We start from the raw sequence: 12,447 nt of genomic DNA, 5'->3' as shown, positions 1-12,447 counted from the left end.
TATGTCGAGAGCAAACTACGCCAAAAGAGTACAGATATTCATGTTTGACATGATTGTCCTTGTACCGTTCCTGCTTTTGCTAGCCATTCCAACAGCATTTACGTTTTACCTTTGCCTGTCCGCCTTTATTCTTCTTTTTATACTGAACAAGAAGGGTCTAACTCTTGATATGCTAGGGCGCAAACTACGTACTTTTGCTGTCGGAAGGATGAGATATATCCGCCCGAGCTGGCGAAAAGAACTATAATTGCTAGCGGTTTAATTTTTATAATTAATAGTGCGTATATTTAATTGATTTATGCTTAGATTTAAGCAACAATACGCATGTTTTTACGGAAGGTATTTTAGGTATTTATTATGAAGCTGACTAAAATTTCGATTTTGCTTACAGCAGGCTTTGCTGCTTGTGTTGTGGCTGGCACCGCAAGTGCCAATCTGTACATCTCTCCAGTTAACAAAGAGTCCTCTTCTGTTAATTTTGCGAAGAATGTAATTAGCGCACCTATCACAGGACAGCAGGTTGTGACGGCTCAACAACAGCCTGTACTATATCAGCAGACCCCACAAGGGCTTGTTCAGATTCCTGTAGTTCAAGGTGTCACGCCGACTGGGCAGGTCTTTGCTGCTGCTATGCAGCAGGATGATATGTATGCTCAGTCCCAACAGCATTTCGCCACCCCGCAAAAGCGCGACGGAAACGTTGGACTAACGATGTCAGTTTACAACCAGACTCCTACTGTTCTGATGAATCAAGGTAAAGATATTCCTTTGGTTTTGGCGGTTGAAAATATTGTGCCGGACTACACAAGCTGGACGGTTAACTATGATCGCGGAATCCATAGCATGGATGTATCCTGGAGTGGTGGCGATACTTGGGAGGGTGTTCTACATTCCCTGTCACAGCAAAATGAATTGTATTCTGAAATCAATGCAGCTGAGCGCGTAATCGGAATCGCCAAAAAAGCCGAAATAGCCAAGCATCTGGCAAAGAAAATACCTACGGTATGGCACCTCGATACCGGCAAAAGTCTGCGCGAAAATATTCAAGAGTGGTGTGACAAAGCAGGATGGTCTCTGTCTTGGAAGGTTAAGGACGGAAACAAAGTAGTCGATTACTGGCCGGAGTCGAGCACAACTCTCACAGGTGATTTTGTAGGTGAAGGCGGTGTAATTGACCAAGTTCTTCGTGCAACATCATCATCTGAAATGCCTCTATCAGGTATCTTTAAGACCCGAAATAATACGCTGATAGTTGAGCGCGGCGGTTTCGAGCAACAGTTAAGCTTCTAAGGTAAGGAATATAAACAATGTATCAAAAAACCAAAGTATTTTTTCTGAGTGCCGTTGCTGCCGGTATTTTATCTGGCTGTGCGACTGCTCCAGTAGACCGAGCCGGTGAAGAAATTGAGCAAAAAGATCATGAGGCGACACAGTTGTACCGCCAAGGAAGTATTATGACCCGCTCACCATCAAGAGTAAAGGTTGTTGATGAGCTATACATCAGTGATAAGCCGTTTGTTGTAAACAATAAAGATTTGCTTCCTGATATTTTTAAAGAAAATATGATTGTATCTACCGTCAATCCCATCTCTTTGCAAGAGCTTATCTCTGATGCTGGTAAAGAGCTTGGGGTGCGTACTGAGGTAACCGCTGACGCCATTGAATACGTTACTACACTTGAGCAGGCTATGCAGGAAGATGTCTCTGCTACTGGGGTCAGACAAACAACGGCAGTAAACTCATTTGAAGTTATTGATAATGCAGGTAACGGCTTAGTTGGCAGTAAGGTCAAGTTTAGCGTAAGTTACAACGACTCTGCCGAATCTTACTTTGACTACATTAGCGCCAAAACAAATCTTAACTGGAAGTGGGAAGATAACACACTGGTGTTCTTCTACATGGACACCCAAACCTTCAAGATCGATTATCTTGGTGGTAATCGCGCTTTCACCTCTAGTGTAGGCTCAGAAGTCAGCGGAGGTTCGGATTCCGAGGGTGGCAGCGCTGCAACCGGTGGTCATACTGTAACAACTAACTACACCCCTGCTGCGGAGTGGGAGTCTCTTGCTTCCACTATTGAAACTATCAAGTCAGCTACAGGGACTTATAGCATTGATCAAGAGGCAGGCATTCTGACAATTAAAGATACTCCACGAGTTATTTCTGATGTTGAAGAGTATGTTTTAAAGCTGAACGATGTTATTACCCAGCAGATTGCAATTAAGACCGAGATTTATGAAATCAAAGTCGATGACTCAGCAGATATAGGTATCGACTGGGCAGCGCTATTCAATAGCAATACCATTAGTGCCGGTCTAACAACCAGCTTCACTGATGTTCTGTCACCCAATATTGATATCAGTATGATTGACAGCAGCAGCCCATGGGCGAATACGCGAGCACTCGTTAATGCGCTCAATAGTGTTGCTAATGTAAGCACTGTTACGAACGCCACCGCTTATACGACTCATGGCATTCCAACGCCAATCCAAAACTTGGACAAGACAGGATACCTGAAAAACGTTACTCGTGAGATTAATGACGAAGGCACCCGTGAGACGACCGGCATTGAGCAGGCGGAAGCTAAGTCTGGATTTAGCTTAGGATTCCTGCCAAAAATCACCTCTAAAGGTGAGATTATGATGGAGTTTACTGGCGACCTGTCGCAGCTTACAGGTGTAAATGACTACACCTTTGACGGAATTACAATCCAGTCTGTTAATAAAAATGAAAAGAAATTCCAAAATGTCCTTGTTGTAAGGCCGGGAACTTCGATTATGGTTGGCGGGTTTGAAAGAATCGAGAATACCGAGGAAATCGATAGTCTGGGCGGAAGAAATACTTGGATGGCCGGAGGTAAGAAGTCTGGCGGCCAGAAACGAGTGATGACTCTGATTGTACTTACACCTTACTTGATGAACCACTAAGGTTCTGCGGGGGCTTATTATGACAATGATAAAAGAGTATGGTAGCCATCAAATAGGTTTCGGCCTAAGTTGGCACCTGTCCTCTAAAGGTGCTTTAAAACGCGATATCAAGTCTGAGGCCGAAAAGCTTGGAATGACCTTCGCAGTAAGTCGTGAAATTAAATTCGACGACAAAGAGGTAATTCAGTTTTCACTGATAGATATGCCGGAGTACGAAGGCGCTCGGGCAGCAGCCGAAATGGTCGCATCATTAAAAGAAAACGCCATCTATCTTTATGCCATCTCAGAAGAAAAAATCTGGGTATGTATCATAAACAATGGAGAGGTTATCTCTGGTGGTGATGTTCTGATTAACAAAGAAGACTTTGTTGGTGAGTTTGAAGAGTTAATCGAAAGCACTGGGGTGGATACTGATCGCTTTGAGTTTTATGCAGATTCGAATATGGCTGAAATTGAGCTGGGTGACGCAGTTGGTAGCAGAGTTGATACATATATCGACTTTCTCGAATTAACTCAGTCTGTAGACTTTTCGGAGGTGCCTGCCTTCGAAAAACTACATGGAGACACTCAGAAAAAGATTTTTCTTGGCTTGGGCACTGCTGTACTGATAGGGCTTGGTTACTGGGGGATTTCGAGCATTGACTTTAGTCAGTTCGAAGAAAAAGAGCCAGTGATCAATATCGAAGAAATTCGTAAAAAGCTCCCAAACGGTATTGAAAGAGATAAGGGTGATTTTGTAAATCAAAAGGTTGGCCCTTCTCGGTCAGAAATCATAGAAACTGCATACAAGGAAGAGGTTTCTTGGGTTAATAGCGATATCAATCTGTACGACAATAAAAAGTTGCTGGATGGAATTGCGAATTACATTTCATCACAATCTCGCTTTGAGGGTGGATGGGAGGCTAACACTTACATCTTTGATTATTCACAAAAGGATTTCCACGAAGTTGTATGGGAAAAGCTTCAATATGGAACCGCCCTTATATTCAAGCAAAAAATGGGAGACAGGCTTGCTGTTAAGTTTGGAGACAAAGGACAGACTGCAAGCGTTTTCGATCCTGTCGTACATACTAAGCCTGATCACGAGAAAGATGTCCAGACTATTATGTCTTCTGATCCTCTCGTACTTGCTAATTTTATGCATAGTCTCGACAGAGCCAATATCCAATGGGTCACCGCCAAAATCCCTGTGGATGTGAGGCCTGTTCCGATTGAAGGTATTAATAACGCTGCTGAAGCGCGGAAAAGACAGTTTCAATACGAATCTCGTAACTTCACCATCACAGGACATGGCCTCTATGAACTGAAAAAGATGAGTAAGGTCATAGATGGATTTGACAGATTCATGGTAGAGCGCGTTAAGTTCGAATTCGATAACAATTTTAAGTGGATAGTTTACGGGGTATTTTATGAACAAGAAATTAGGTAAGTTAAGAGTAGTTGCGGTATTAATCACCACCACACTTGGAACTTCAGTATTTGCTGATGAGGCTTCTTCACAAGCATCTCTCGCGCTACTGAAAAAAACAGAAGTCAAGGAGGTCTCTACCCCAGCAACTTTAACTAACGCGACATCAGAAGCCACCTCCTTACCGGCAGTTGAGCCTCAAAAAGCCAATTCAGAGGTTGAAGGAGAGGCGGAAATTGATGCAATCGATCAGCTTAACTACCAAAAGCAAATGGGCGCAATTAAACTGGAGATTTTAACTCAGAAGATCGCAGAAAAGCAGGCACTAGAGGCTCTTGAGCAAAACTCCATTCAGGATAAAGTTAATGCAGCTGTAAAATCTATGGCTGAAGACTTCATGAAGAGAGAAGAAGCTTATAAGGCTCAAATTGCCGAATTGCAATCTATGGTACGAAACTTGGAAGGCCAGAATCAGGCCATTAAACTTGATTCAGCAAGAAAGTTAGCTGATATTTCTGCGACTGAAAACAAGGTGTTTGTTACGAAAGTGTTTGGACTTTCAAACAATATGAAGGCAACCGTTTACTTCAATGAAAAGGTAACTACTGTCAGAGCAGGAAGCGAGTTAAGCCCTACACTCAAGGTTGCAAAAATTCATAGCAATGGCGTGACTTTCGTGGATAATGAAGAGGAAGTTTTCGTTGCACAGACCAATGAGGAATTTGCCTTCGCGCAGACCTTCAATCAGTCAGCTATCAAGGCAGCTGAGGCAGCAGCGAAAAGTGGACGAAGCGGCTTGCGCTAATTAAACGAGCCGCATAAAGATAGTCCATCGGACTATCTTTTTTGCATTATATACGTGGTATTTTATTATGAAGACTGGATTGCTATCGAAAGCCCTCTCATTTTTTACAGATGATGAAAAAAAAGTCACTTCCTCTGCTTCGCAGCCGGTTAAGCGCAAAAAAGCTCAACTGAAAACTGGCGGTTCAGCAGCCAAACCAACCGTCAAGAAGAAACCAGCTCAGGCAAAGAAAGTGGTCACCATGCTGGAGAATTTGCCCGCAGTAAAAAAACTAATTTCTGGCCTCACCGACAAGAGCGCAATAAGAATTCCTAAGAATCAATACGGCGACTATATTGTGGCTGAAACTGAAAGCGATGACGTCCTTATTCTATGCGCAGAGCATTTAAAAGACCTTGCGGTAGACAATAACTTTCTTAAAATTGCAAATAAATGCAGAAGCTTAGGCTACAAGCCGAAAAAGGTTTTCGTTACTAAAAATGTGATGAAGATTATTTTAGAGACTCATTCCGAGAATGCCAATAAGGATGAGGTTGCCAGAAGCAAAACATCTATTGAAAACCTTAGTGATGAAGGTGAAAAGTTCCTTGAAATCGCCACACTTGCAAAAAAAATGGGTGCCTCTGACATTTTCCTTTTGGTGAGGAAAGAGCTTACAACCGTAAAATTTAAGGTTAGAGGAAAAACAGTCTTCATAGAAGAACTCACCTATAGTGAAGGTGAAACCATTTCCCGTATCACTTATTCCAAGTGGGGAGGCTTAGGCGATGTAACGTTTGTGTCATCAAAGCCTCAAGCAGCCAAGATGAAGCTAGTAATTGCCGGTGAGTTAACGGAATTTCGATTGCAGTCTTTCCCTGATGCAAACGGGTTTGATATGACCTACCGCCTGCTTGCTGGACAACCAAAAGAATTGCAACACAGAGAGCTTACAACACTGGGATTCAATAAGACTCAGGATGCCTTACTTACGATAGCGGACTCCAAACCGATTGGCGTGCATATGCTTGTAGGTGTCACAGGAAGCGGAAAAACCACAACCCTTGCGACACGCATATCAAACATTATGTGGGAAACCAACGGCGAAAAACGGGTTCTTACAATTGAAGATCCGACTGAGATCATGATTAAAGGCGTTACGCACGGCTCCGTCGTTCGCAAAAAAGGGAAAGACAAGGATGACGGCAGCACTGTAGGGTTTAATGACCTTATGGGGGCAGCATTACGTTCTGCTCCTGACATTATCATGCCGGGAGAGATCCGCGACGCTGAAGGTGCAAAGCTACTTGTTGCTGCTACGCAATCAGGTCACAGCGTACTTACTACCGTTCACTGCCCATCTGGCTTCGGCGCATATGACCGCCTAAGAGAGTTAGGGATTAGCAACAGTATATTAGCTAGTGATGACTTCATTGCGTCGATTACCTATCAATCTTTAGTTCCAGTGCTGTGCGCAGAATGCTCACTTACGGAAGAAGATTACCTTAAGAAGGTTGCGCCGGAGAAGCTTACTCTTGCCAAACGTTTAATTTCTCGCGTACATAAAGTAGCAGCGTACAATGAGTCCCTAAATGTGAGTAATGTCCGATATCCTAACACTGAAGGCTGTAAAAAATGTGCGGGAGGCCACACGGGTGTAGAGGTTATGGCTGAGGTAATTATTCCTGACAGCCATATGAGGCAGTGTATTCGCGAAGGGAATGATGAAGCCGCAAAAGATTACTACAAAAATAGCGGGGGTATGTTTTTGCGGGATCATGGCCTTGAAAAGGTGTTTTCAGGAAGATGCGACCCTGCAAGCATAGAGCGTCGGATAGGTATGATTGACGCATCCTCAGAGAGTCTGAGCGACATCCTTGCAAAAATTGCCAAAGACATTTCAGAAGATAATGCAACAGAGGGCAAGCCTAAACTGGAATCTTCACTAAACTTAAAACCTAATAAGGTAAAAAATGTTGTTGATTTAACAGGGACAAAAAAGGACAATCGTAGCAATTAATACGTTGTATATATTGGTGGGTATTTATGAGTAACATTAAAAATATTGCAGGCAGTGCCGGAAAGTGGGTTGCTAAAAAGCTGTTTACAACCAAAGCACGCTTGTCACTCTATAAAAAGCTAAAGGGATTTGTAGCAAACGGCATCCCTATGCTTGAAATTTTGCAAATGCTTGAGAAGGAATACTCTCGCAGTGATGATGTTACTGATATGAAAAAGTACGCCTTGCGAGACTGGATAAAGAAAATGGATGTGGGAGAGCCTCTTTTCAAAGCAGTAGAGGGATGGATACCAGAAAACGAAGTAATGCTTATAAGAGCCGGTGAGGAGTCTGGAGATGTCGCCTCTTCCTTTGATAACTGCATCAATGCCACTTCAGCTATCACTGCAATGAAAGGGACTATCATAGGTGCGCTAACTTATCCTGTAGGCTTACTCTTTGCCCTGTTTGGTATGATAGGAATGTTCTCGGTAAAGATTGTTCCTACCATGACTCGCATCAAGCCCCCTGAAGAGTGGCCTGCTGTTTCTCAGGACTTATATACCCTGTCAGAGTATGTAATACATCATTGGCACCACACTCTGATCGGAATAGCGGTTGGAGTATTTTTGATTGTAAAGTCTCTTGGTTTAATTACAGGAATTGCCCGAGGATATTTGGACAAGTTCCCTCCCTATTCGTTCTACCGCTCTTTTCAGTCTTCAGTGTTTTTGATTTCAATGTCCGCACTGATGCGCTCAAATGTAACCGTGCTGGAAGCGCTGATAAAGCTTCGCAGTAACGCAAACCGGTATGTCGCATCGGAAATTAATAAAATTGCGGATAAAATTAGCACAGGGACAGCCACTGGTGAATCCTTTCGAACTAATTTTTTTGATGAAGAGACAAAGGTTGATATAGCTGTGTATGCAAATACTGGAGATATTGCGTCATACATGGATGATATTGGTAAAGGCTCCATTGAAAACAGTGTCGCTGCAATTGGTAAGATTGCAAACCTTGTTAAGCTAATCATGTTCTTAGTCGTAGCCGTATTTATCGGATGGGCATACTACTCATTCTTTGCTGTCACACAATCTATGAATTAATTCACGGTTTCAAAATTAATAGGTTGTATATTTAAAAATAATCTGGTAATTTTTCAACCAGTGCAGATTACACTAACTTTGTATTTATAAGAGGTATTTATTTATGAAAACTGCAAGCTTCAAGCGCCACCCAATGAAAAATCAGAAAGGTGCGTCAATTCTCGAAATTCTGGTCTACATGGGCATCGCCGCTCTTATTTACCTTCTGGTAATGCAAGGTAGTGCCGCTGGTAGTGATACACAGAAAGTAAACGCGGAAGTGAACAATATCCTGAACATGAAAACTGTTCTGAAATCTATGTTCGCAACCCAGCGTGTCTACACCGGTTTGGATAACTCAGTGCTTACAGTTTCTGCTGGTTTTCCTGAGCAGATGCGCGTTCCCGGCAACACTGCACTTATCGCGAACGGCTGGCTGACTGACGGTGTTGATGTTGCTCCGTACAATCTGTTCGGCTCAGCAGATGATGGGTTTGAAATGACTTGGAAAGGTATCCCTGATGGCGCATGTAACGACATTCTGGATAAAACCTACCGTCAATTTGAAGAAGTTGAAGCCAATGCTGTTGATGTAACATCTGGTGTTGCTACCATCCGTGCTAACTGTACTGCTACAGCGAACGAACTTACTTTCCGTGACCGTTAAGTAGTTTAGATCTGCACGAACAAGCCCTCAAACTTTTGAGGGCTTTTTGCTATTATTAGGATTGAGAATATTATAATAGATGGTATATTTAATGATATTCTACTGAAGCAGGTATTTATTATGAAAAAACAGCGTGGAGCAAGTTTGCTGGAGCTGATTGCGGTTCTCGCCATCTTTGGCTTTATCTCAGTGATGGGAGCTGAGCAAGCAGCTAAAAAGGCAGATGAGCATGAAGCCAGAAATCTCGGGATGGAGCTATTTGCTGTCCATAATGCTGCGCGGAAATTTGCAGCAATAAATGCCGCAAACCCAAACCTCCATACTGGAGCAGGTATTACTACTGAGACAGGGCTTGACTGGCTTAAATCAGCCACAGATTGCGGTGGTACAGCAAACAGTAATTACCTCAACTGCAACCAGCAAAACACAACACGAATCGGCAATTTCATTTACAATACAGAAATTGACGGCTCTTCAGATGCCAATACGGTTAAAATTAAAACAGTACTCAACACAAAAGATGCTGGCGGAAATACCCTATTACCGTCAAACCTGCTTGGGCAAGCAGCCATAACAGCTTCTGGCGGAGCGATGTCTACCAGCGTTGATATTGCGGGTATGAGTGCAGCCATCTCCGACCCAGCGATGTCTAATACTTCGTCATTTATTATCTACTGCCCTATCGGAATTGCAGTTGGCATACTTAATCCTGAATGTACCGATGTTGGAAGTGCCACTCGCGAAGGCGGCCTAATAGTCATGATCACCGAAAGCAGCTCAAGCTCTGCCGCATGGCTGTTTACCAATGGAGGAAACGCAATGCATGCCTCCTTGGATTTTGATTCAGCAGATGAAGAGTTTCGAGAAATTATCGGTGTCGACAGGGTATATAACCTTGCTGGAGAAATACTTAAAATCGGAAATTCCGGAATCTACTATGACAGCGGCGCTTTCGCTCCCATTCTTGGAGACGGGCTAGTTATTGATACCGACATCTATGCTGTCGGAGACGTTCGCACACTAGGTGACGTGGATATCAAAGGCGACATTCTAACTGAAGGTAGCGCCTTTGTTGATGGAATGGTGTATGCAGGGGGCCAGATAACAACGGAAGATGACTTAGAAGTATGGGGCGATCAATACATACTTGGTGAGGCGATTATTAACGGCGACGCCACTGTATTCGGAACGATGACAGCCGAAAAGATCCGCTCAAGCACCTTCTTGGAGGCTCAAGAGATTTCCGCCACTGGGGGTATTTATGCTGGACAATTAGTCAATGCACCTGTAATCAGAGCGTCAGTCGACCTGATATCTGAAGGCGATTTAAGTGTCGACGGTGATAGCATTATCGGTGGTGATGAATACATATCCGGAGACTCTGTAGTTCAAGGCAGCATCTTTACGGATAGCGATCTTATCGCCGACACTGGCACAGCCTACCTGAATAACGTTTTTGCTTCTGCGGTGTATGATAATGACGGAGCATATGTACTAGACCCAAGCGGCACATCTCGGTTAAACGTAATGCGAGCTGATCAACTGGCCCCCTCAACATCGGGAAGCGAGCTGAGATTGAATGCAAATGAGTTTCTTTTTACTGCCGAAGATAATGCGTGTACTTCAGCGTCAGACACTTGTGCAACAACCCTAGAAGGCTACTTCGACATGGAGAACCTCTACGTGAAGGACGTAGATAATGGCCAATGGGTTCGTCTTGTCGACTGGATCGCTTCCAGCGTAACGTCAAATGACGATGACAGCACAGATACCGGCACTGACACCGGCACTGGCTCAGACTCCGGCCCTGCTGGATGCTGGTACGACAACCAAAACGGCGGCATTTGGAACGAAGGTACTTTCCACGCGGGCTGGACAGAGTGCCCTTAAGGAGAGCATTATGATTAAACACAGTGAGAAGGGTTTTACACTCATCGAAATGATGATTGCCCTCTCGATTATTGGTTTTGTTCTTGTTTTGACAATACAACAAACCACAATAAACGAGAAGGCTGAGCAAGGCCGAGCACTGGGAAGCCAGCTACTGGTCTTTAACAATGCAGTCAGGGGTCATATTTCAGTTAATGTGAGCAACAGTACCTACATATCGAACGGGGTCACTATGCAAAACGGTACAGACTGGCTAAAAAGTTCTAGTGAGTGCGCCGGAGGGCTTGCTGCCTACCACTATTTAAGTTGCGACTTCCCTGAGTTCTTAGGGCGGTCTAATCTCCAGTTCAACACTGAACTAGACACGACCATTGGAACAGGAAAGCTAAAAGCAAGAACGGTAATTGACGCAAAAGATGCGTCAGGAACAGACACCGTGATTGACCAATATCAACTGGGTCTTGCGGCACTAACGGCTAATGGTGGCAGCGTAATGGATGCTAATGCCCTAGATATGAATGACATCCAGATGCAAGTTGATGGTAGCGGTAACGCTAGCACTAATATCAGCCTTGCAAGTACGGATGCCAGATTTTATTTTTGTCCGCTAAATATCAACCCTTCTTTATTGGCAGACGAATGTCGCATATCTTCGTCAAGCCCCAAGGAGGGCGGCCTTATCGTAATGGTTACGGAGACGAGCGGCGAGCTTGATACGATAGTCCGGACTGATGGCTCAAACTCAATGCACAATAATCTTCAATTCGACTCTACGAACGAGAATGAGCGGCATATTAGAGGTGTGAACCGGCTATACAACTTAACTGGGGAGGTGCTCAAGCTCGGTAACTCTGGGGTGTATTATGATGGTAGCTGGCTTCCAACTCTTGGTGCAGGTCTTGTAATTGATACCGACATTTACAGCGTCGCAGATATCACAGCTGAAGGTGACTTAGACACAAGAGGTGACATTATCACAGAGTCGGATATGGTAGTGGCAGACTCAGTATACACAAAGGACAGAATCATCACTGAGGGCGATCTGGAAGTGGGTCAGGATTTAATTACACTTGGCAATTCTTATTACAACGACAACATAAGAAGCTTCGGCATCGTTGATGCTGAGATGATAAGAGTAAATTCGTTTGCTGATGCCGCCACTGTGTATGCAGGTCAAAACATCCACTCGGACACCATCGTAAATGCTCAGAGCATAACCGCTTCAGTCGACATGTACTCTGAAGGCGACATCAGCGTGTCTGGCGATAAGATCGTAGGAGGAAACCAATATGGAACTGGCGATAAAGCAATTCAGGGAGACTTAATCAGCGACGGCAACATCTTAGCTGATTCAGGAAATACTTTCCTCTCTGAGGCTTATGCGTCCGCAATCTATGATACAGATGGTAATTATATGATAGACCCTAGCGGTATTTCTCTCACAAACATAGTCAGGGCGGAAAACATCGTAGCTACATCATCTGGACAGGAGCTTAGAGTAAGTAGTAACAGAGTTGTCATGCTACGAGAAGATGATGCATGCACAATAGCGTCCGATACATGCGCGTCTACCATGTCGGGATATCTTGATATGAGTAACGTTATGGTTAAATCGCCGGGGGATGGCACTTGGGTTAACTTTATCGACCTACTAAAAGGTGATGCTACTTACACAAGTGACTAA

10 protein-coding genes are annotated in these 12,447 nt (G+C 43.9%); all 10 read left to right on the top strand.

Translation table 11 applies throughout. The annotated features are described in order from the left end of the window. Window position 1: 1 nt before the first annotated feature. The 10 genes from icmT (at window position 2) to ACXAGR_RS12540 (ending at window position 12,447) form a co-directional block, all read left to right on the top strand. Complete coding sequence (icmT, locus tag ACXAGR_RS12585; RefSeq protein WP_474850746.1) at window positions 2-247, top strand: IcmT/TraK family protein; 246 nt, start codon at window positions 2-4, stop codon at window positions 245-247. A 110-nt stretch (window positions 248-357) separates the two neighbouring features. Further along, window positions 358-1,290 (top strand): TcpQ domain-containing protein, encoded by a 933-nt coding sequence (locus ACXAGR_RS12580; protein WP_474850743.1) that lies wholly within the window; start codon window positions 358-360, stop codon window positions 1,288-1,290. A 17-nt stretch (window positions 1,291-1,307) separates the two neighbouring features. Beyond that, window positions 1,308-2,927, top strand: a complete 1,620-nt coding sequence (locus tag ACXAGR_RS12575; protein ID WP_474850741.1) for a hypothetical protein — start codon at window positions 1,308-1,310, stop codon at window positions 2,925-2,927. A 19-nt stretch (window positions 2,928-2,946) separates the two neighbouring features. Beyond that, complete coding sequence (locus ACXAGR_RS12570; RefSeq protein WP_474850739.1) at window positions 2,947-4,356, top strand: hypothetical protein; 1,410 nt, start codon at window positions 2,947-2,949, stop codon at window positions 4,354-4,356. After that, window positions 4,337-5,140 (top strand): hypothetical protein, encoded by an 804-nt coding sequence (locus tag ACXAGR_RS12565; protein WP_474850737.1) that lies wholly within the window; start codon window positions 4,337-4,339, stop codon window positions 5,138-5,140. Before ACXAGR_RS12570 ends, ACXAGR_RS12565 begins: the two co-directional genes overlap by 20 nt. A 67-nt stretch (window positions 5,141-5,207) precedes the next feature. Then, window positions 5,208-7,139 carry a GspE/PulE family protein gene (locus ACXAGR_RS12560; RefSeq protein ID WP_474850735.1) on the top strand — a complete coding sequence of 644 codons (1,932 nt, stop codon included), beginning with the start codon at window positions 5,208-5,210 and terminating at the stop codon, window positions 7,137-7,139. Between the two features lie 26 nt (window positions 7,140-7,165). After that, window positions 7,166-8,227, top strand: a complete 1,062-nt coding sequence (locus ACXAGR_RS12555; protein WP_474850733.1) for a type II secretion system F family protein — start codon at window positions 7,166-7,168, stop codon at window positions 8,225-8,227. 103 nt (window positions 8,228-8,330) lie between these two features. Further along, entirely contained in the window at window positions 8,331-8,873 is a 543-nt protein-coding gene (locus ACXAGR_RS12550) for a type 4 pilus major pilin (RefSeq protein ID WP_474850731.1), read from the top strand. A 120-nt stretch (window positions 8,874-8,993) separates the two neighbouring features. Beyond that, window positions 8,994-10,763 carry a type II secretion system protein gene (locus tag ACXAGR_RS12545; protein ID WP_474850729.1) on the top strand — a complete coding sequence of 590 codons (1,770 nt, stop codon included), beginning with the start codon at window positions 8,994-8,996 and terminating at the stop codon, window positions 10,761-10,763. Window positions 10,764-10,773: 10 nt separating this feature from the next. Further along, window positions 10,774-12,447, top strand: coding sequence for a prepilin-type N-terminal cleavage/methylation domain-containing protein (locus ACXAGR_RS12540; protein WP_474850727.1), 1,674 nt, complete (start codon window positions 10,774-10,776; stop codon window positions 12,445-12,447).

The organism is Alteromonas sp. ABH4_457, assembly GCF_056160625.1.
The sequence above is the reverse complement of the archived record's forward strand: the minus strand, read 5'-3'. Positions and strand labels throughout refer to the sequence as shown.

Bases quoted from the DNA above. Each gene is read 5' to 3' on its own strand.
- icmT (WP_474850746.1), top strand. From the start codon at position 2: ATGTCGAGAGCAAACTACGCCAAAAGAGTACAGATATTCATGTTTGAC.
- ACXAGR_RS12580 (WP_474850743.1), top strand. From the start codon at position 358: ATGAAGCTGACTAAAATTTCGATTTTGCTTACAGCAGGCTTTGCTGCT.
- ACXAGR_RS12575 (WP_474850741.1), top strand. From the start codon at position 1,308: ATGTATCAAAAAACCAAAGTATTTTTTCTGAGTGCCGTTGCTGCCGGT.
- ACXAGR_RS12570 (WP_474850739.1), top strand. From the start codon at position 2,947: ATGACAATGATAAAAGAGTATGGTAGCCATCAAATAGGTTTCGGCCTA.
- ACXAGR_RS12565 (WP_474850737.1), top strand. From the start codon at position 4,337: ATGAACAAGAAATTAGGTAAGTTAAGAGTAGTTGCGGTATTAATCACC.
- ACXAGR_RS12560 (WP_474850735.1), top strand. From the start codon at position 5,208: ATGAAGACTGGATTGCTATCGAAAGCCCTCTCATTTTTTACAGATGAT.
- ACXAGR_RS12555 (WP_474850733.1), top strand. From the start codon at position 7,166: ATGAGTAACATTAAAAATATTGCAGGCAGTGCCGGAAAGTGGGTTGCT.
- ACXAGR_RS12550 (WP_474850731.1), top strand. From the start codon at position 8,331: ATGAAAACTGCAAGCTTCAAGCGCCACCCAATGAAAAATCAGAAAGGT.
- ACXAGR_RS12545 (WP_474850729.1), top strand. From the start codon at position 8,994: ATGAAAAAACAGCGTGGAGCAAGTTTGCTGGAGCTGATTGCGGTTCTC.
- ACXAGR_RS12540 (WP_474850727.1), top strand. From the start codon at position 10,774: ATGATTAAACACAGTGAGAAGGGTTTTACACTCATCGAAATGATGATT.